The organism is Lactobacillus sp. UMNPBX1 (assembly GCF_002554085.1).
GTDB classification, from domain to species: Bacteria; Bacillota; Bacilli; order Lactobacillales; family Lactobacillaceae; genus Lactobacillus; species Lactobacillus crispatus.
Genome location: NZ_PCZI01000006.1, coordinates 75,208 through 96,246, shown reverse-complemented (window position 1 = coordinate 96,246; position 21,039 = coordinate 75,208). Strand labels below are relative to the sequence as shown.

The window sequence follows — 21,039 nt, the reverse complement described above, 5'->3', positions numbered from 1 at the left end:
ACCGCTAATTTAAGTCAATAAAATTTTGCTGAATTTTATTCAATGCTTTGTTCTAAAATTACATTATTATATAAACATATTTTTATATAATTGTCAAACCCGACTAAAATTCTTCCTTCACGTGCTGCCGCAAAACATCCAAAATCTTAATCACGTGCGTGTCTTCTAAGCTGTAATAACGCTCTTGCTTAACTCGTTCACTCTTAACTAGCTTTGCTTCTTCTAGAATCCTTAAATGACGTGAAATAGCCGGCTGGCTCACGTCGAATTGCTTAACTAAGTTATTAACGCTGCTTTTTTGGTGATCATTTAGATAATAAAGAATTTGAATTCTAATCGGATGATTCAACGCCCTAGTAATCCGAATAATTTGCTCGTCCACTCTCTTCACCCATTCATCCTTTTTAATTTATTATAGCGTATATTTTGGCACAAAAAAACGCTACCCGAAGGTAGCGCAAAACATAACAGAGTATCTTGATTTAAGTAGAGATCATCAAGATATTTATATTATAATACGTTTTTTTACGTATTGTGTTAATTTTTGATCAATAACTGAAATTATTTTACTCTTTTTATTCGTTAGGGTCGTCCTTAACGTTCTTCTTCCAGAAACTCATGATCAAACCAGCAACAATTGAACCAATAATCGTTGCTAAGAAGTAGTACAAGATGTGGCTTGGACCACCGATGTTACCAGCAAGTGGTGATACCCAAAGACCACCGTGAGGAGCTGGAACACCAACGTGCCATAAACCAACTAAAGCACCACCAACAGCTGAACCAATGATACATGATGGAATTACACGACCTGGGTCAGCAGCAGCAAATGGAATAGCACCTTCAGTAATGAATGAGAAGCCTAATACCCAGTTAGAAACACCGGCACGACGTTCTTCTACAGTGTACTTGTTCTTGAAGAAAGTAGTACCAATTGCAGTAGCAAATGGTGGAACCATACCACCCACCATTACAGCAGCCATCAAGATAGCAGCAGTAGCTGAGTGAGGGTCGTTAGCAAATGCACCTGAAGCGAAGACATAAGCAGCCTTGTTGAAAGGACCACCCATATCGATTGACATCATTCCGGCAAGGATAGTGGTCAAAAGTACCAAGTTACCAGTACCCATTCCGTTCAAGAAGTGAGTAATAGCAAAGTTAATGCCACTAAAGATTGGGTTAATGATGTAGAACATAATTGCTGCAATAAAGAGCAATCCTAAAATTGGATAGAACAGCATTGGCTTCATACCTTCAACAGAACGAGGTAATTTAGCAAATACTTTCTTCAAACCAACCATCAAGTAACCAGCAATAAAACCAGCAGCAATACCGCCTAAGAAGCCGGCTGGTGAAGTTGCGTGAGCTTGAACGTTAACTTGGAATTGACCGTTAACAATAGAGGCCATGTAACCACCAACAAAACCTGGCATTAAGGCTGGCAAATCACCGATTGATTCAGCGATATAGGCTGCCAAAACTGGAACCATGAAGGCAAACGCCAAGTTACCAGCATTGTTTAAAAAGATGAAAGCAGGAGTCTTAGCGCCACCCATGTAGTTTTCTACGATGAATGAGATGGCCATTAAGATACCTCCACCAATAACGAATGGAAGCATGTGACTAATACCATTCATCAAGTTCTTGTAGATACCTGCCCACAAACCTGGCTTCTCAGTTGATGAAGATTCAGTTGACTTGTCTTGAGCACTTGCATGGTAAACGTCAGCCTTACCATCCATAATATCATCAATCAATTCGCCTGGCTTGTTAATTCCATCAACAACAGGACGGTTAACTAAGTGCTTGCCGTCAAAACGTGGCATATCAACTTTCTTATCAGAAGCGATAATAACACCTTTAGCACGCTTGATTTCATCAGGAGTCAACTTATCCTTAACCCCTTCTGAACCGTTAGTTTCAATTCTAACTTCGATGCCGCGCTTCTTACCTTCCTTGATCAAGGCTTCTTGAGCCATGTAAGTGTGGGCAATACCGTTAATACATGCAGTAACACCAACAATCAATGGCTTGTTGTCGTCATCACTTGTACCTTGAGCCTTAGCAGCTTCCTTAGCCTTCTTAGCTTCAGCTGCCTTCTTGTCTTCTTCGTCTTTTTTAGCTTCAGCCTTTTCAAAAAGATCGATAACTTCTTCAGGAGTCTTAGTATTCTTCAAAGCTTCAACTAAATCAGGATCAATTAACAAACCTGAAAGTTTTGCTAATGCTTGAAGGTGAGTATTGTCAGCACCATCTGGTGCAGTAATCATGAAGAATAAGTGAACTGGTTGACCATCAAGTGAGTTGTAGTCAATTCCTTCCTTACTCTTAGCAAACAATACACGTGCCTTGTTGATGTACTTGTTACGTGCGTGAGGCATCGCAATTCCGCCACCGATACCAGTAGTTGATTCGTTTTCACGTGCCCAGATTGACTTAATAAAAGCATCTTCGTCGTTAACGATATCAGTTACTACTTCAAGGTCAGCCATTTCTTTAATGGCATCTTCTTTGTTCTTAGCCTTAAGCTCCATAATCATGGAGTCAGGGCTTAAAATATCCTTGATTCTCATATTTTTCCCCTCGTTTTTTATTAAGAAATTTGCTCAACTTTGATTTGTGGAAGAACAGCATCAATTTGGCTCTTAACTGCAATGTCCTTAGTAAAGGCGGTAGCAGCACCACAAGCCATTCCAATTCTGAAGCCTTCCTTAGGATCTTTGGTCTTGTAGTAGGTACCAACGAAGCCGGCAATCATTGAATCACCTGCACCAACTGAGTTAACAGCAGTACCAACAGCACCCTTAGCATGGTAAACATGATCCTTGGTAAGAAGGAAGCCACCTTCACCAGCCATAGAAACCATCACATTTTGAGCACCCTTATCTAAAAGCTTTTGTGCGTATTCAAGCATCACATCACTTGAATCAAAAGTTACGCCAAACAAGTCTGCTAATTCATGGTGGTTAGGCTTAATTACTAGTGGCTTATATGCCAAAGTATCAAGTAAAGCTTGTCCAGTAGTATCAACAACAAATTCTGCACCTGCTTCTTTAATAGTAGGAAGCAATGATTGATAGAAATCAGTTGGAAGGCTTGGAGTAAGAGAACCGCTCATTACTACAATGTCGCCCTTCTTTAAATCGTTTAAACGATCCTTAAAAGCAGTGATTTCTTGGTCGGTAATGTTAGGACCAGCCGCGTTAATTTCAGTTTCCTTTTCAGCGTGGATCTTAACATTCACACGAGTGTTATCTGAAATAGTAACGAAGTCACTTTCAATTCTCTTTTGATTCAATTGACGAACCAATTCCTTACCAGTGAAGCCACCTACGAAGCCCCATGCCGTATTATCAACATTTAATTGGTTAAGGATTTGAGAAACGTTAATTCCCTTACCCCCTGCTAAAAATGAATCATTGTTAGTTCTGTTAACTTCTCCGCGGTTAACTTTTTCTAATTGAAGAACATAGTCAAGCGCTGGATTAACAGTTACTGTATAAATCATCCTATTTTGCCTCCTCTAATTCAATACCGACTGGTAATGACCGTTTTTGACCTGGTTTTAGTTGATCAGTTACCACAATCACATCACTTGTATTGGCAAACACAGCAAAGTTACGCTCACCGATTTTACTATTATCAGTTAATACATAAGCGTGTCTTGCCTGTTTGATTTCGGCTGCCTTAACCGCAGCTTCCTCTGGATCAGGTGTAGTTAGATTGCCATTTTTTTCAATTCCATTAGCACCAACGAAGCTAGCTGAAAAATTCATTGCCTTAATCTGACTTAAGGCGGTCTGACCTATAACAGCATGCGTATCGTCCTTAACTTCACCGCCAATTAGAATTGTGTTAATTCCGTGATTTAAACTGCATAAAGCAGTCTCTACACCATTAGTAATAATCTTGACGTTAGCAACCTCTGCTAAAAATGGTACCATCTCATAAGTTGTTGTTCCTGCATCAATGAAGACATTGTCACCTGGACGAACAAAATTCTGCACGGCATATCTAGCAATAGTGATTTTTGCGTCATGATTCAAACTGAAGCGAACGTTTTGTGATACATCACGAGAAAAATGTTTAACTGATTGGGCACCGCCATGAACACGCTTAAGGATCCCATTTTTTTCCATCTGAATTAGATCTCGACGGATAGTTGATTCAGATGTTGCGGTTAAGTCACATAATTCACTCACGCGACATAACTCGTGTTGATTAACATAGTCTTCGATTAAGCTTTGGCGCTCCTGAGTCAGCATCATTTTTCACCTCGATAAATATTGTATTCGCTTTCTCCTCCAAAATCAATCATTTTTCTTCAAAAAGTGTCATTTTTATTTATTATCGTTCAATAAAATTCATTTATATGCAAAAAAAGATGCCGTTTTTTGATTGAAACGACATCTTTTCTTCATCATTTTGAATTATTCTTAGTCATTTTACTCCATTTGACTAAGAATCAGCAAAGATGACTAAGAAAGAGAACCCAAGATCTATTAACCTTGCTAAAACAAAACACGCCGAATCATTATTGATTCAGCGCGTTTTACTATTAAATATATTTTGTCTAGCCTTTCAAGCTACGCTTAAAGTTTTGCCATGGGCCGACATCATCTGTTTGCAAAATCAAGTTTGGATAGATTTTTCTAATCCAGATAAATGACGCTACTGTAGCGGCTAAAGCAATTAAAGCAGAGATAGCTGCCTCTAAATTAGTTGCGTTACCCATAATTACTCTAGCTGGCATTACAAATGATGATAGAAACGGGATGTACGATAATACTTTAGCAAAAATCGTATCCCCACCTGATTGCATATTGACTGTGAACAAGAACCCGATCAACATCAATGTAGATAGTGGTCCCACCGCTTTGTTGGCATTCTCGCTTTTAGCAACCAAAGCGCCACAGAAAGCTGCAAAGATAATAAACAATACCAAGCCGATTATCGTAAACACCAATCCCCAAGAAGCCAGATTGCCAATTGCTTGATCAATCATCGGCTTATACTGTCCAAATAAATCGCTAAAGCCATCGATGTATGGGGCCGCGCAATAAACTGCCACAAAACCAACAACATAAATTAACACTTGGGTAATAATTTCACCAAAAATACCTAAAATTTTCCCAGTGAAATAATCGCCACCTGGCATACTCGAAAAGATTACTTCCATTATCTTGGTACCCTTCTCCGTAGCGATATCTTGTGCTGTTACTTGCGTATAAGTGATCACAAGCATGTACAAGATAATCAGCAAAGTCCAGAAGGAAATTTGCTTAACAGGATCATTGTCAAAGCTCTTCTTCTCAACATGCTTAACTTGTTGCTTAAATTGCGCCCGCGTAGCTAAAGACTGAGTCTGTTTTGTCGTTAGCTTGGCCTTACTTAAATTCAATTGTTGCTGGGCGGTGTTTAGGCTCGTTAGCAGCTCTGATTTTAGATCACTGTCCATTTTTTCATCACTATAGTAAGTTGCAGCTAATTGATTATTCTTTTGTTCAATTAAAACGTAGCCATCGATATCTTCATCTTTATACGCCTTTTTAGCCTTAGCTTCAGTGCTATAGTTGTCAAAGTCTTCTGACTTTTTAATTGCTTGCTTTAAGGCAGAATTAGAAGTAACTACCCCGACATAGTTGTCATCACTACCGCCAGCTGATACCATTCCGATAACAAATGAAAAGAAGACGAGCAGAAACGGTGCTAAAATCATCAACAAATATGACCAAGTTTTCACTTCTCTACGGTAGGTTTCTTTAGCGACAAGCCAGATCTTATTCATGACGAGCACCTGCTTTCATCTTGAAAATTTCGTCTAAAGTTGGAGGTTCCTGGTCAAAAGTCTTGATATATTGACCGGCCGAAAGTTGGTTAAAAATATCCTTACCATATTTTTCGTCTGCAAGAATAAGCAGCTTCATTCCATTGTTTTGCAAAATTACATCTTTTACACCTGGCAAGGCTGATAATTCAGCAGCACTTTTGTCTGTCCTGACAAAAATTCGAGTTAAACCAAAGCTGTTCTTAATTTCATTTACTGGGCCATTCAAGACGATATGCCCATCATTGATCATTACGATGTCATCGCACAATTCTTCCACGTTACGCATATCATGATCAGAAAAAATGATTGTAGCGCCTTTTCTTTTTTCTTCCAAAATCAGCTGCTTCATTAGATCGACATTAACAGGATCTAGTCCACTGAATGGTTCATCTAAAATAATCAATTTAGGTTGATGAATTAAAGTCGCAATCATCTGTACTTTTTGTTGGTTACCTTTAGACAAAGACTTAATCTTATCCATTGGAATCCCTTTAACAGCCAAACGTGATAACCAATCAGGCAGTTCTTCTTTTACCTTTTTAGCCGGCATCCCTTTAAGGCTAGCCAAAAACACTACCTGATCTGAAATAGTTAACTTAGGCATCAAACTTCGCTCTTCAGGCAGATAGCCAATATTGTCATAATCTTTAGCGTTGAAAGAATGTCCATCAATACTAATCTGGCCGTCATAATCAACGAATTTCAAAATACTATGAAAGATCGTCGACTTACCCGACCCATTTTTACCAACCAGTCCGAGAATACGTCTGTCTGGTACATCGAAGTTGACATCAAACAAAACCTGTGTTGACCCAAAGCTTTTGTTTAGGTGTTCTATTTTTAACATGATTTTTTCCTCAACTTTTATATGTTATTGATCGAATATCTAAGAATAATTATCGCCAAAGAATGCAAGCACATCCAAAACATTCAGCAGTGCTTGCCGCCAATATACTTGCCAAAAATGAGGATATACCTTAGTAGATTTTCTAATAAATCTTAGTTGATAACCATCTGATGTTTTGTTCCGCATTACCTGGGGAATAGTAACTAACCAACATAGTGTAATTACTATAACAATTATCATAATTATAGAAATAACTGTATTTTTCATGGCATTCATTCCTTTTTAACTTCTGCTATGGGAATTATGTGGTACATATACTAATAATTGTCGCTATCATTTTCTGCTTTAAGCTTAAAATATCCGATACTTGTATAGCCTAACCAGATCAACAAGATAACAATAACGGTACATAATTTTCAAGTTGTACCATTACCAGTAATACTAAAAATTGCGACAATTAGTGCAATAACAGAGAAAATCACAGCACCAGTGAATTGTTTTTTAGCTTTTTCCAACATTATCTATCCCCTCGGCTTTTTATCTAATGGTTATTAGACCTAGAAGTACACCGTCAAAGAACTGCCATAAAGTATCGGTTGAAAAAATTGTTTTTACAATATCAACTGACCCCCAATTGGTTACTAAAGTAATCACTACACTAGCTGCAGCAACCACTACTCCTGTACCAATAACTTGAGGAGCAAGTTTCAACACTTTCTTCTGCCATGGAATCTTTGATGTGACCGTTTTATTAAGGACTAAACTTGCGGACATAATGCCACCAATCATTAGACCGAAAGCCAATCCAGCTCCCATCGACATAATAATTTGAAAAGGTTGAGGCGAACCAGCGGTCTTAACATACATCATCACAAGAGCTAATATTGGTCCAACAAGTGCTCCAATTCCCATGCCCTTAATAATTCTCTTGTTTTCACGAGCAAATTTTTCATTATTCATTGTTCTTACCTCAAGGAAATTTGTCTTTCATTTTTAATTAAACAAATCCGAAAACTTAGTCGGAATGTTGTTGTTCTTGGCGAAGTATTTCTTGAATGCATCCCCAAAACTTAATTGATCTTTTTCTCTATTTTTAAGCAAATCATGAACAGCTAAGAATGCTGTAACGGCATAATTAACGGCTAAAACAATCAGTAAGCCGAACACAATATAAATTAAGTACAGCATTTTTCTTTCCTCTAATTCAGCGATTATCTCCCAGGAAATAATCTTTTATCCTTTTAAATTAATCATATCCCTATCATTCATGTAAAAGGTAAAACCGTCCAATTCTGTCATTTTTCGGACTGATTTTGCATTTTATTCTTCATCTTTTTTATAAGCTAATAAATCCCCTGGTTGACAATCCAAGACTTCACAGATCTTGCTCAACGTGTCGAAGCGAACGCCATGCGCCTTTCCTGTCTTTAGGATTGACAGGTTAGCCGGCGTGATGCCAACCTTCTCTGCCAACTCCTTTGAAGACATCTTTCGCTTCAAAAGCATAAAATCTAGTGTCACTTCAATCACCTATATCACTTCCTATTAAATAATTGAATCTGCGTCTTCTTGAACCTTCATCCCATATTTGAAGACTAGGTAAACTACGTACAAAATTGCTAGGAAGAACAAGCTATTAGTAATACTGGTTGGATAAATCATGTCAACGGATGAAGTTTTAGCAATCTTAGTTAAAGTTGCGTAGTTACTGTAAATCCCAATATAGAAAATTATCGTTGCGACTGTGTAAACAGATACTGAAATCAATAGTTTTTTCAGCAGTTGTAAATTTTTTACTGCAAAATAAATCTCTTGTTTAATGTTCTTAATAATCAATCGTGCGTAACCACAAATGAGAAACTGAGCGACCATGGCAACAATGAAAAGGCAAAACATCCCTAGCATTAGCCATATCCATGTACTACTGAACTGGACACCGAGTTCATCACTCATGCCTTTACTTATTTCTGCACCAGCTCCGGGCTGTGATAATACAAAAATTGTGAAGCCACCTGCTAAAACAAACGTAACAATGCTAAATACACAAAGCACTTGATAAATCCACGTTATTACCGTAAGCAAATTTAAAACAAACTTTTTCATTTTTCTCCCTCTCTTTCGTTTAATACTCTTTTCATTAATTATTGTATTACGATAATTTGTAATTGCAATACAATAATTAAATATTTTTTTGCAATAAAAGCAGATATATAATTTCCACAATAAAAAAACTAGCATGGAATATTTTCCATACTAGCTCTCTTAGTTGATTGATAATGCGATGTGACTTCACTACTACATCGTAGTTAGAATTTTTCTTATTTTGACTTTTAGTTTTCTTTCCAACCTAAATCTTCAAGCATTGATGCCATTGCATTAGCTGAGATCTTGTTTTCTGCAAAATGCATTGATTCTTGCTTCCAGCCGTCTTCTTCAAGCATGTTGGTCATGTCTTCAACACTAACAGTCTTTACGTTAAATCTTAATTCAGTTTCAGTAGTTAATTCAGTCATCATCGTTATTACCTCTCAATCACTTATTTCTCTCTTCACGTAAGCCATCCTTCATAAAGCTTGATAAATCAACGTTTTATCCAACAAAAATATTTTTAGAATAATACAATAAAAAACAAAAATAACAGGAATAACCCTGTTATTTGGAGTTATTCCTGTCATTTAAATTATGCTTCTGTATATTCGCCTTCGCAGTAGTTAAATACTACTTTACGATCAGCTAATTCAACTATAATTCGCTGATATTCATGTGCATAGCCATGATGCGCTAATTTGACCGTCACTTGATCATGATCAACTTCAATATCGTACAAGTTATACTCGCCTTTTTGATACTCAAAGTCAACGCCGTTATCCTGATAGTGTCTATACTTGCCGCCATTACCAAATACTCTGAATGTCATATCTTTATCCGGTTCATCAGAAATATGGTCGACTTTCTTACCCCACGGTAGAATCGTATCTTTTTTAATAAATAGCGGTAATTTATCAATTGGAGCATCAACTAAAATTGTATTCCCACCTGAATACTCTACACCGTTCCAGAAGTCAATCCATTCACCTTTAGGTAAGTACACCGCACGCTTAGTTTGACCTTGCTGGACAACTGGAGCTGTCAAAATGTCCTCGCCTACCATATACTCATCGTTTAAGTTATACACATGTGGATCATTTTCATAATTTAAGACCAACGGCCGCATAACTGGTAGCCCAGTCTGAGTTTCACGGTAGAATTCATCATATAAATAAGGAATAAAGCGGTAGCGTAACTTCAAATACTTACGGTATATCGATAAGGTTGGTTCACCAAAGACCCATGGTTCTTGTGAGCGCGTACCAAGTGCCGCATGGTTTCTATAAAGCGGACTAAACAATGCTCCCTCAATCCAACGTGTTAATAATTCTGGCGTTGTATCAGCTCCAAAGCCGCCAATGTCAGTACCAGCAAAGCTGAAGCCACTCAGACCCAAATTACATAATTGCGGAATCATCATTTGCACATGTGGCCACAAACTTTGGTTATCACCCGTCCAGACTGTGGAAAACTTTTGAGTTCCGGCATATGCTGCACGCGTGATTACAAATGGCCGCTTACCTGAATACTTTTTCAAACCCTCATAAGTTGCCTTAGCCATGTTGTGGCCATAGACATTGTGCATCTTGTCATGCGTAGTCGCTTCGTCTTCGTTGTGGAAAACAGTATCACCCGGAATTTCACCTCTAAATGAAGCAGGTTCATTCATATCATCCCAAATGCCACTAACGCCCAAGTCAACTAAGTATTTGCAATTTTTAGCCCACCATTGGCGAACTTTCTGGCGACCGAAATCTGGAAATACCGCATCCCCCGGCCAAACTTCATTTACATAAACAGTACCATCTGCTGCCTTAACGAAATAGCCCTTTTCAATACCTTCTTGATAAATTTTATAATCAGCATCATCTTTTTTTACGCCCGGATCAATAATAGTAATAATCCTGAAGCCCAATTTACGCATTTTTTTAATAAACTCTTCTGGAGCTTCATAAGTATCCTTGCGCCAAGTAAAGACACGATAGCCCTTCATGTAATCAATATCAAGATGCAAGACATCACAAGGCAAATCATATTTACGCAGATTTTCCGCAATTTTTTCTACCTGCTTTTGGCTAACACTATAGCCCCAGCGCGATTGCTGATAGCCCAGAGTCCACTTCTGTGGCATTGGTACACGGCCTGTTAAGTAGGTATAATTCGTGACAACCGCCTTGAGTGAGGCCCCACCAATAACATAATAATCTAAATTACCATTATCAGCTGAATAGTAATAATAATTGTTGCTTTCCTTACCTAAGTCAATATGATTACGGTAAGTATTGTCAAAAAAGATACCGTAAGGATGACCATTTTTTAATCCTAGTAAAATTGGAATCGACTTATACAAACGGGTGAAGCTCTCTACTTGCGGATCAGGATTGTCAGTATTCCAATTATCATAGGCATAGTGGCGTTTATTCAAATAGCCGGTTTTATCACCCAAGCCATAAAATTCTTCGTCATCTGCTAGTGACTTGACTACTTCATAATAATCGGCGTCATGCTTTCCCAGTAATTTATCCACATCATGGCCTTCAGATTCAGCCAGCTTCAAATGTTCCTCATCCATCTGTCGGTCAATTGGGGTTCTTTTCCCCCGATAATCTACGACCAATGGATTGCCTTGTTCATCAAAGACGTCAATTTTTTCATCATCATAAGCTTTTACTATCAACTTAGCCGTAGCTATTTCAATATGATCGCCTTTATTTTTAACTGTAAAATCAGTTTTAATTTCTTTATCGCCTTCGATAGCATAAGAATTGCTAGCATTACCTCGATCTTGAAAGAATCGCATAATTTCCGGTGTTAAAACGGTCAAAATCATTGGTCCATTCTCATAGTTTAAGGTAATTTTTTGTCCATCTTTAGTAAAATCAGTAAGTTGATTAATCATAATTTACCTCTAAAAAATCAAAAGTTATGTATTCGCTTTCAATTTTAGCACAATAAGCTAATCAATTGGGTCATACCAGAAAAAACACCTTCAAAAATTTTTGTATTTAAATACAAAAAAACTGCCTTACGGCAGTTTTATTTAATTTATTCCATTGGAAAAATCTTATCTGGATTCAAAACATAATTTGGATCAAAAACATGCTTGATCTTTCTCAAAAGTTCAGTGTAATCATGACCATAGAAATCCTCAAACCAATCTTTGCGGGCATAACCAATACCATGCTCGCCAGACATATTTCCATCCAAAGCTTTAGCTGTCTTATAAAGTTCGGTAATCACATAATGACTCTTTTGCTCAAACTCTTCGTCACTCATTGCATCTGAGCAAAGATAAATATGTAAATTACCATCGCCTGCATGGCCAAAGTTAGGAATTCGCATACCAACCTCTTGTTCCAATTCATCAACTCTATGCAAAACATCAGGAATATGATTAATTGGCACACAAATATCAACTTCATCCATCTTTGGCGTGGACTTTTGAATAGCCAAAAGTAATGCTTCCCGACAAGCCCAAATTTTCTTTGCTTCCTCTGAATTAGCATCTAAAATTACCGCATCAGCTGCTTTAAACTTCTTCGTTGCTGCAAGGGCAAGCTTTAATTCCGCATCCAATTCCTCTTTAGTTAAAGAATCAAGCCCTAGAATAATGAAGCCATCGCCATTTGCAATCGGGAATTTTTCATCGTAATACTTTTCCCAGAGACTAATGACCTTTCTACCCATGAATTCAACAGTAGTTGGCACTACACCTGAAGCTAAAATTGCTGGCACTGATTTAATCGCATCATCCAAAGTAGGGAACGGGATAATAGCGTTAATTGATTGCTTCGGACGTGGATATAAACGCATGGTAACTTCAGTTACTACACCTAAAGTCCCTTCTGAGCCAATGATCAGGTCTTTTAACGAATAACCTGATGAGGACTTAACTGCCTTAGCGCCAAATTTATAGAGCTTACCATCGGTTAAAACAACCTTCAATTCGCGGATATGTTCTCGAGTAACGCCATATTTAATTGCTTTCAACCCACCGGCGTTAGTATCCACATTACCACCAATTGTAGCCCAATGCATTGCTGGAGCTGGCATATAAGTAAATGGTTTATTGGCTAAATATTCTTCAATATCTTTCAACCGAATACCTGCTTGCACAGTCATCGTTAGACTTTCTGGCTCGTATTCCAAAACCTTATTCATTTTCACCATATCCAGTGAAATGCCACCTTCAACGGTTAAATTGCCACCCATTAGACCAGTCGAATTACCACGCGGAACGATAGGAATATGATGATCACTTGCATATTTAACAACGTTTTCGACTTCTTCATTAGTTTCAGGTTGAATTACCAAGTCAGGCATTGCTCTAACCGTCTTAAATTGGTCATGATCCCAATGAACAGTTGGCTTAGTAATGAATCGCTCTGGATCTGAGATAAATTTACTCAAATTATCTATATCTGTTGCAGTTAATTTTTTAAAGTCCATCTTTGACACTTCTTTCCAAATTGAAACATCCTATATTAACTAATGTATCCGCTTTTGTAAGCGGTGTCAAAAACAAGAACTGAAGATTTTTTTATCTAAAAAAGCAAATTTCCATACTGCCTCACTTTAAAATGCGATAGTATCGACTTTTATTTAAATAACTATTACACAAAATATGAAAATAAAAAAACTGCCTTACGGCAGTTTCTAGTTAAATAAATCCGACATCTTAGTTGGAATATTATTGTTTTTCACAAAATACTTTTTAAAAGTAGGTAAATCTGCATTTTCTTTTTTCACATACATATCATGTAAAGCCCAAAATGCAGTGATTAACAAATTAACACCCAAGACAATTAACATACCGATTAAAATATATACTAAGTAAAGCATTGATCTATCCCCCGCTATATCGTCACTTGACCCAGAGTCGCATCTTCAATGAAGTATCTGACGAAAGCTTGATTGAAGCTCATGCCCTGGCCGTTGTAAACATGCCACTCTTCGCGTTTGGCACCTACAGTTCTAATGATTGAAATTACTGTGCAAATTATCAAATATGCGATTAGCACGTTAAAAATTATTTTCATTACCAGCATGTCTACACGTCCTTTCTGTACTACTTAACTAATACACTAATATTTATTAGTCAATTTGTCAACATCTTTTAGTATTTACTTTTTTCTCCCCAAGTATAAAAAGCCATAGATAGCTGGTCCGATCACTACCGCCCCAGCTATAGAAACTATAATCACTGCAATAAAGCGAGGCATAGCAAAAAATTCCGAGCTAAATTTCATACAGGCCCAGGCCCCAAAGAAAAAAATCGCCCAGCCAATTAAAATTGAAATTAGCATATTTAAACCTGAAAATTTAGGTTTAGAGTTTTTATTGTTCATCAAGTTTTCTCTTTCATAAAAATATTGTGCCACAAATTGAAGATCAATAAACAAAAGTGACAGATTCGGTCGTTTTTTAGACTTATTTGGTAAAAAATAAGGGAGATTAAGCAAAATATGGCGCTTAATCTCCCTTTTGAATCAATAATTATTTGCCCATAAGACCTGAAAAAGCCATTCCTAAGGCAGCACCACCACATGCACCTGCTTTAGCTGATACGGGACGAGCATCACTAGTAATTGCATAATGAAACTTCATCACATCATATGACAATTTACTCTGCCAGCTTAATGGATCAAGACCAACTCGAATTAAGTTGCAGACATAATTAGCTGATTCACCATTTTCTAACTCATGCTTTGCATCAAGTAGGATTTTTCTTTCTTCTGGCTTAGTATCTTCATTTACTAGTAGGTCAGTAATATTACTTAATAGCCATTGTTTTAAATCATCTTTATTTTCTTGATACATTTTTATCCCTCTTTTTCGACTTTTTCATTAATATCAGGATGCATCCCTACAACCATTTTAGAATCTTTCATGTTCTTCATCGATTCATTTATTTTAATAAAAAGCTCTGCAAGTAGCAGAGCTTTTTACCTCATTGCAGAGTTACTTATACATATACTTAGCACATGCTTTTTTAGAATCCATACCATTACGAATCTTCAAAGCTAATTCAATCGATACATCCGCAATAATTGATTGTGGGTCAATCACATTGTAAGGATGATCTGGTGCCTTTTCCTGAGCTAACGACAATTCTGTGCAGCCCAACAAAATCACATTACAGCCGTAATCATCATGCATTTTTTGCAGAATCTGATGATATAGCTTACCATCAACGACGCCTTTTTCCTTAATATCGCGATAAATTAACTTAGTCACCATTGGCTGAATCTCTGGTCCACCGAATTCAACTTCTCGTTTAACACGGTGAATTTCATCTTCATATAGATGGTCATAAATTGACCCTTCAGTCGCAATCAAGCCAATTTTCTTTTCTTGTGGGTATTTTTCAATAAATTGATGCACTGCTATTCTCATCATGTGTAAAAATGGAATATCAGTCAATGCAGCCAAATCATCATAAAAATAGTGAGCGGTATTGCATGGCATCACATAGAAGTCTGGTCCCAATTTGGCTTGGCCCAGAACATCGTCACGTAAATCATAGAAAAAGTTTGGTTTAGTATGATCTTTAATATAAGCCGTTCTATCAGGAATTTGTGCATCATTAACCAAAATATAATTTAAATAATCTTGGTCCTTAGCTATTTTTACACGGTGATTAATTAAACGAACGTAGCTTTCTGTGGCAATAGTTCCCATGCCGCCAATAATACTAAAGAAGTGTTTCACTATTTTCACTTACTTTCTAAAGTGTTCTTCTTGACCTTCCAACTCATTAATTACCTGCTGTGCAACCACAATATCAGATGGATATGGGGTATTTACTCCGCGAATTTTTTGGAAAGCGTCAGCCCCCTTACCACAGATTAGCACAACATCATCTGGCGTAGCCATGGCAATCGCATCATGAATGGCCTTCTTACGATCTAACTCAATAGTAACGTCGCACTTAGAGTGATCTATTCCTGAATCAATTTCTTCGGCAATACTCTTTGGATCTTCAAAGCCTGGATCGTCTGTAGTTAAAAATGCTTTATCTGCGTATGCAGTCAAACTTTCACTAAAACCGGGACGACGTGACACGCCTTTATCACCAGGAGCTCCAACAACAACAATAATCTTAGGATCGTTGAATTCGTTACGCATAAATCTCATTAAAGCCATCATTGAGGCCTTATTATGAGCGTAGTCAACTACAACCATGCCGTGCTTCTTTGTTCTTTCGGTTTGCATCCGGCCTGGAATAGTAACATCGCGAATACCCTTCGCACATTGATCATGGTTAAGTCCAGCCAAGCCTGCTCCAATAATTGCGGCAGTACCATTTGACTCGTTGAAATCACCCAGCATCTTTAAAGTATAATCACCATTAATTGGCAATTTACGTGCCTTATCACTAGCACAAACTAAATTGAACCGAGTTTCTTTCATATCTAATTGTTCAGAAGAGAATCTGAAATCAATTGGCTGCTTCAAGTCTGGATTTTCAAAATTATCGCGGGCAAACAAATAAATACTATCGGGGTTGGTAGTAGTTGTTGCGGCAGCGTAGACTTCATCAAAGTGTGCAGTTTCAGCGTTGATAATACATTTACGTGAGTTAACAAGCAATTGTAATTTGCAGTGCAAATAATCTGCAAAATTAGGGTGTTCGTTAGGACCAATATGGTCTGGACTAATATTCAGGAAAAAGCCTAAATCATAAGTTAAACCGAAGACACGATTTTTCTTATATGCTTGACTAGAAACTTCCATTACCAAGTGAGTCATGCCATTATCAACAGCCGTTCTCATGTCTCGGAATAAGTCCAAACTCTCTGGTGTGGTCAAGCTTGACTTAAAGCTATCTTCAGGCTTAGGACCGACCACATCATTAACTGAAGAAATCAGAGCTGTCTTACCACCATTTGCTTGATCAAGCATCCCTTTCAAAAAGTATGCTGATGTAGTCTTTCCCTTTGTACCAGTGAAAGCTACAACAAACAAGTCATCTTGTGGAAAACGGAAGAAAGCAGCTGACAAAAGAGCCATTGCCTTAGAAACATCGCGCACAATTAAAGCGTGCATTCCTTTTCCTTCTGGATATGGTTGTTCAGCTACATAACAAATGGCCCCATTGTCTTTAGCCATTGACAAATAAGTTGGTCTAAAGCCTGCTCCCTTGCAGAAGAACAATGTATTAGTTTGAATATCGCGTGAGTCATAAGACACATAGTCCATTTTAGTAGCTACTGTATCTTGCACTGCGCTTGACTTGAGCAAGTGATGCTCTTTTAAGATTAATATACAGGTATTTAAGGAAATACTCATTAGCTTTTCTCCTCGTTGTATTTAAAACATTTCAGTCAAAATTATAACACAGCTAGTGTGTTGGTGACGCTTTCTTCGGATCAAGTGGCAAACGAATAATAAAACTAGTCCACTTTTCGTTTGATTCACAGCGAATTGTACCATGGTGTAAATCAACCACACCTTTGGTGATAGATAATCCCAAACCAGTTCCGCCTGTCTTAGTATTTCGCGAAGTTTCTACCCGGTAAAAACGCTCAAAGATTTTATTTAATGATTTCTTCGGAATTGGTGCCCCATTATTTTCAACGCGCAACTCTACTTCACGTTTGTTGACTAAATTGGCTACCAATTTAATTTTAGTTGCCCCTGTACCATACTTGAAAGCATTAGAAATCAAATTATTGTAAACGCGGACCAGCTTTTCCGCATCAGCCTTAATCGTTAGATTCTTTGGCCGCGCTTCAATCTCTATTTCAATGCCATTTTTTTCTGCTTCTAATTCAAAGCCGGCCGCTACCTGCTCCAACATTGAATAAATATGCAAATCATTCAGATTTAACTTAGTATTGGTCGACTTTAAAGTAGTATATTCAAACAGATCGTTAGCCAGTGCTTTCATTTGTTCTGCCTTAGTATAGGCAATATTGACATACTTTTTCTGATCTTCTGGCGAAGTCACTCCTGCTTTTAACAAACCAAGATAACCAATAATTGATGTTAGCGGCGTTCTGATATCGTGCGAAACATTAGTGATCAATTCATCCTTAGATTGCTCAATTGCCCGTTCTTCATTAATCGAATTTACAGTACTATCAACCAACGAATTAATCGAATCCACTACTCGTTGCAATTCTGGTCGTACCCGAAAATTAATCCGATGATCAAAATGACCATTAGCAATATAGTGAAGTTCCAAAATAATGTGACGTAGCTGCATTTGGTGATAGCGTCGAATCAAGCGCCAGTACAAAACAACCAAGTCGCCCACTCCCATTAAGACGATGAATACGTTTTGCCAGGACCAAAGATGATAGCCACCTGCAAAAGTGATCGTCTTTTTTAGAAAGTAGATTCCGTTGACCAGGCTTTCATCCTGCAAAATAGCTAAGTGAATCAGAATGATAATTGATAAATTTAATAAAAGCAGAAGGACGACCGTTACGACCCCTTCTGCAAACAATTCGCTCTTTTCGGCGCCAGTTAGCTTGACGCGTTCTTTTTTCATCTTATGCCTCGACCTTGTAACCTACGCCCCAAACAGTTTGGATGACATCCTCACCATCAGTGGCTTTTTGAATTTTATCACGAAGGTGTGACACGTGTACCATGACAGTTTTAGCTGAAACAATTGATTCTTGTTGCCAAACACGTTCAAAGATTTCATCAGCTGAAAAAACACGGTTAGGGTGACTAGCAAGTAAGTATAAGATACCGAATTCTAAGGCAGTTAATTGGATAGTCTTACCATCAATAGTCTTAACTTCATGTGAATCACGGTTAATTACCAATGGTCCTACTTCCAAAATATCTGGTTTTTCATTCTTAACTTGCTTTTGACTTCTTCTCAAAAGTGAACGTACACGAGCCATTACTTCAAGTGGATTGAATGGCTTAGAAACATAGTCATCGGCACCAGTGATTAATCCTTGAATCTTGTCCATATCACCGGTTTTAGCAGAAACAATAATAATTGGAATATCGGAGTCTTTTCTAACTTCCTTAATTACATCGATTCCTGACATATTTGGCATCATCACATCCAAAATCATCAAAACGATATCTGGCGTAGTGGTCAATTTAGTAATTGCTTCCTTGCCGCTGTAAGCTGCGACAGGTTCATAGCCTTCATTTTTAAGGTAGATACTTAATAGTTCTACGATTTCTTTGTCATCATCAACAACTAAAATTTTCACGAGGAATGTTCCCCCTTCTTGTTTATTATTCTTCGAATTAACTATTTATAGTTTAGCAAATCTTATCCCTATTTTACCCATTTTTCATAAAAAGGCCTAAGATCATCCCCTATCTTTATTTTTTCTAAAAAATTAGAAGAAAAGTTTCGGCAAAAGCCAGTAAGAAAAGACTGAATTTCAAAAAATTATGGAAGATGATGGTGAAACTTACTACAGAGTAACAGTACCAAGACTTCCTGGCCTAATTGCCTATGGTGATGATCTAGAAGAAGGAATGGCTGAACTAGAAGAAGCAAAAAAAGCATGGTTTTCATCTTGTCTTCGACGCAATGTAAAAATTCCTGAACCATTAACCAAAAAATATTCAGGAAAATTATTATTAAGAATGCCTAAATCATTACACGCTCACCTAGCTGAAGAAGCCGAAGACGAAAATGTTTCTTTAAACGCATTCATTGTAAGTAAATTAGCACAAGAATAAATCAAAAAAAGCCTTCGAAATATAACCACAAATTTCGAAGATTTTTCTATGGGAAATTCTAGTACTAAAAAATACACGTTTCTCCATCATCAACTACCCCTGAATAAATTCAGGGGTTTGTAGTTCTCATCTGCTTACAGATAGTGGTATTAGCGTCTTGTGACTCCCACCTAAAGAGACTACATCATCGGGCAGTTGACTATGCCCGTTTATCTGCCAAGATTTACTCGGCAGATGCTTGTTTATTAAACTGCGGTGCCTCTTCACCACTGCGGTATAGCGTGCCTAAAAATTGGATATTCATTGAGGCAAGACGATCATCATTTGACTTATAGCCGCATTTGTCACAAACGTACAAATGCAAATCATGATTTCGATTTTCCTTGCGAATCCGTCCACACTTAGGGCAGCGCTGACTGGTATATTTAGCTGGGACTTTAACTACAGCAGAAGAGTTTAAGTTGGCTTTGTAAGTCAAAAACTGCTCAAATTGGTAAAAAGCCCACGATACCATTTCATAGCGCCGATCTTTTGAGGACTTCTCAGTAGCAAAGCGCACATCGGTTAAATCTTCTAATGCAAAGATTGTGTTAGATCCATAATGGTCAATGAGTGTCTTAGTTAAGCAATGGTTGACATCGCTCATCCAGCGGTTCTCTCGTTGACCAATCTTCTTCAATCTTCTTTTGGCAGATTTAGTACCCTTGGCTTGAAGCTGAGCACGCAGTTTCTTATATTTCCGTCTTTTACGCAATACTTTCTGCCCATTATAAAACAGGGTTTTGCCTTGTTCATCATAACAAGAAGCTAAAAAGCGCAATCCACGATCAATTCCAACAACATGCTCAGCTTGTGAGGCTTGAAAGTCAGGTAATGAGATTGTGGCACTTAAATGTACATACCATTTGTTTCTAAATTGCAGTAGTTTAAGCGAGCCAAATTTCCACTTGCTTTCATCAAGGTATTGATCAAAACCCTTGCAAGCAAAATCAACTGCCTTTCTGCCTTGCAGGGTATTTAAGGATAGCTGATTAGTAGTAGCTTTGTAAGACCAATCCCGACCACGCTGTAAATCAAGCTGTGGGCGTTTAAAGGAAATAGGCTGCCAAAGCCAAGAAAGATCACGTGGAAATTGTGACCAGATAGCATGTCCTTTGGAATCTTTTTTGCCAGTATCATAGCGATAAGGCTTTTGACTTAATTGCGTCTTAACCGTCTTATAGCGTGCAATTACAGTTTTGATTGCGGATTGAGCCATTTGACTTTTAAGGGCAAACTTATCACGCAAATCATGATATAAAGCTTTGTTCAATTTAGCTTGATGCAATTCAAAATCATGGTCAAAAACATATTGAGAAATAAAGTTGCAAGCATCACGATACATAAGCACAGTATCTCTAAACGCACTTGCAGTTTCACCATCAATATTAAGTAGTTGTGCTTTAATAGTTATAGACTGATCCAAAATAATCACCCCCTTTATGATATTCACTATGTATTATATCGTATTTAAGTAGTGAAATATATAAATTATAGAAAGGAAAAAAGGGACTGAAAGTGCAATTCCTCCCCGCATTAAATACGGGGTATCCTTGCTTAATCAGTC

The 21,039-nt window shown here is 37.6% G+C and carries 23 protein-coding genes; 1 reads left to right on the top strand and 22 read right to left on the bottom strand.

Annotated features, from left to right (window positions below):
* Positions 1 to 103: 103 nt before the first annotated feature.
* The 21 genes from CP352_RS05120 to CP352_RS05010 all read right to left on the bottom strand — a co-directional run bounded on the left by CP352_RS05120 (position 104) and on the right by CP352_RS05010 (position 18,952).
* The gene (locus tag CP352_RS05120; RefSeq protein ID WP_041811225.1) at positions 104 to 382 is read right to left on the bottom strand and encodes a helix-turn-helix transcriptional regulator; all 279 of its coding nucleotides are present in this window, start codon (positions 380 to 382) and stop codon (positions 104 to 106) included.
* Between the two features lie 193 nt (positions 383 to 575).
* Positions 576 to 2,573, bottom strand: coding sequence for a fructose-specific PTS transporter subunit EIIC (locus CP352_RS05115; RefSeq protein WP_098034883.1), 1,998 nt, complete (start codon positions 2,571 to 2,573; stop codon positions 576 to 578).
* A 20-nt stretch (positions 2,574 to 2,593) separates the two neighbouring features.
* Positions 2,594 to 3,508, bottom strand: coding sequence for a 1-phosphofructokinase (gene pfkB / locus CP352_RS05110; RefSeq protein ID WP_013086927.1), 915 nt, complete (start codon positions 3,506 to 3,508; stop codon positions 2,594 to 2,596).
* Position 3,509: 1 nt separating this feature from the next.
* Positions 3,510 to 4,265: a DeoR/GlpR family DNA-binding transcription regulator gene (locus CP352_RS05105; RefSeq protein ID WP_005721017.1), complete on the bottom strand. Its 756-nt coding sequence runs from the start codon at positions 4,263 to 4,265 to the stop codon at positions 3,510 to 3,512.
* Between the two features lie 308 nt (positions 4,266 to 4,573).
* Complete coding sequence (locus tag CP352_RS05100; protein ID WP_198995328.1) at positions 4,574 to 5,788, bottom strand: ABC transporter permease; 1,215 nt, start codon at positions 5,786 to 5,788, stop codon at positions 4,574 to 4,576.
* Positions 5,781 to 6,677, bottom strand: coding sequence for an ABC transporter ATP-binding protein (locus CP352_RS05095; RefSeq protein WP_089145322.1), 897 nt, complete (start codon positions 6,675 to 6,677; stop codon positions 5,781 to 5,783). The genes CP352_RS05100 and CP352_RS05095 overlap by 8 nt, the downstream gene beginning before the upstream one ends.
* A gap of 39 nt (positions 6,678 to 6,716) precedes the next feature.
* The gene (locus CP352_RS05090) at positions 6,717 to 6,944 is read right to left on the bottom strand and encodes a hypothetical protein (protein WP_233186911.1); all 228 of its coding nucleotides are present in this window, start codon (positions 6,942 to 6,944) and stop codon (positions 6,717 to 6,719) included.
* A 270-nt stretch (positions 6,945 to 7,214) separates the two neighbouring features.
* Positions 7,215 to 7,637, bottom strand: coding sequence for a hypothetical protein (locus CP352_RS05080; RefSeq protein ID WP_089151073.1), 423 nt, complete (start codon positions 7,635 to 7,637; stop codon positions 7,215 to 7,217).
* Between the two features lie 33 nt (positions 7,638 to 7,670).
* Positions 7,671 to 7,865, bottom strand: coding sequence for a hypothetical protein (locus CP352_RS05075; RefSeq protein WP_089145816.1), 195 nt, complete (start codon positions 7,863 to 7,865; stop codon positions 7,671 to 7,673).
* A 132-nt stretch (positions 7,866 to 7,997) separates the two neighbouring features.
* Positions 7,998 to 8,207, bottom strand: coding sequence for a helix-turn-helix transcriptional regulator (locus CP352_RS05070; protein ID WP_065990707.1), 210 nt, complete (start codon positions 8,205 to 8,207; stop codon positions 7,998 to 8,000).
* Positions 8,208 to 8,222: 15 nt separating this feature from the next.
* The gene (locus CP352_RS05065) at positions 8,223 to 8,780 is read right to left on the bottom strand and encodes a hypothetical protein (protein ID WP_061205101.1); all 558 of its coding nucleotides are present in this window, start codon (positions 8,778 to 8,780) and stop codon (positions 8,223 to 8,225) included.
* 227 nt (positions 8,781 to 9,007) lie between these two features.
* Positions 9,008 to 9,193, bottom strand: a complete 186-nt coding sequence (locus tag CP352_RS05060; protein ID WP_061205100.1) for a hypothetical protein — start codon at positions 9,191 to 9,193, stop codon at positions 9,008 to 9,010.
* 164 nt (positions 9,194 to 9,357) lie between these two features.
* Positions 9,358 to 11,664, bottom strand: a complete 2,307-nt coding sequence (locus CP352_RS05055; RefSeq protein ID WP_089151074.1) for a glycoside hydrolase family 31 protein — start codon at positions 11,662 to 11,664, stop codon at positions 9,358 to 9,360.
* 146 nt (positions 11,665 to 11,810) lie between these two features.
* Positions 11,811 to 13,214: an FAD-binding oxidoreductase gene (locus CP352_RS05050; protein WP_089151075.1), complete on the bottom strand. Its 1,404-nt coding sequence runs from the start codon at positions 13,212 to 13,214 to the stop codon at positions 11,811 to 11,813.
* A gap of 207 nt (positions 13,215 to 13,421) precedes the next feature.
* Positions 13,422 to 13,607, bottom strand: coding sequence for a hypothetical protein (locus CP352_RS05045; protein WP_005720986.1), 186 nt, complete (start codon positions 13,605 to 13,607; stop codon positions 13,422 to 13,424).
* Between the two features lie 281 nt (positions 13,608 to 13,888).
* Positions 13,889 to 14,113, bottom strand: coding sequence for a hypothetical protein (locus tag CP352_RS05035; RefSeq protein WP_005726533.1), 225 nt, complete (start codon positions 14,111 to 14,113; stop codon positions 13,889 to 13,891).
* A 148-nt stretch (positions 14,114 to 14,261) separates the two neighbouring features.
* Positions 14,262 to 14,585, bottom strand: a complete 324-nt coding sequence (locus tag CP352_RS05030) for a bacteriocin immunity protein (RefSeq protein ID WP_023488155.1) — start codon at positions 14,583 to 14,585, stop codon at positions 14,262 to 14,264.
* Between the two features lie 141 nt (positions 14,586 to 14,726).
* Positions 14,727 to 15,476, bottom strand: a complete 750-nt coding sequence (locus CP352_RS05025; protein ID WP_089143635.1) for an aspartate/glutamate racemase family protein — start codon at positions 15,474 to 15,476, stop codon at positions 14,727 to 14,729.
* A 9-nt stretch (positions 15,477 to 15,485) separates the two neighbouring features.
* A complete protein-coding gene (locus CP352_RS05020) occupies positions 15,486 to 17,057 on the bottom strand; it encodes a UDP-N-acetylmuramoyl-L-alanyl-D-glutamate--2,6-diaminopimelate ligase (protein ID WP_005720979.1) in 1,572 nt (523 codons plus the stop codon).
* Between the two features lie 52 nt (positions 17,058 to 17,109).
* On the bottom strand, positions 17,110 to 18,264 hold the full coding sequence (locus CP352_RS05015; protein ID WP_005723778.1) for a cell wall metabolism sensor histidine kinase WalK: 1,155 nt from the start codon (positions 18,262 to 18,264) through the stop codon (positions 17,110 to 17,112).
* Position 18,265: 1 nt separating this feature from the next.
* The gene (locus CP352_RS05010) at positions 18,266 to 18,952 is read right to left on the bottom strand and encodes a response regulator transcription factor (protein ID WP_005720977.1); all 687 of its coding nucleotides are present in this window, start codon (positions 18,950 to 18,952) and stop codon (positions 18,266 to 18,268) included.
* A gap of 187 nt (positions 18,953 to 19,139) precedes the next feature.
* On the opposite strand from CP352_RS05010, the gene CP352_RS05005 reads away from it, so the two are divergent.
* Positions 19,140 to 19,433, top strand: a complete 294-nt coding sequence (locus CP352_RS05005; RefSeq protein ID WP_081307150.1) for a toxin-antitoxin system HicB family antitoxin — start codon at positions 19,140 to 19,142, stop codon at positions 19,431 to 19,433.
* A 223-nt stretch (positions 19,434 to 19,656) separates the two neighbouring features.
* On the opposite strand, the gene CP352_RS05000 is transcribed toward CP352_RS05005, so the two are convergent.
* Entirely contained in the window at positions 19,657 to 20,898 is a 1,242-nt protein-coding gene (locus CP352_RS05000) for an RNA-guided endonuclease TnpB family protein (RefSeq protein ID WP_089143634.1), read from the bottom strand.
* Positions 20,899 to 21,039: the final 141 nt, after the last annotated feature.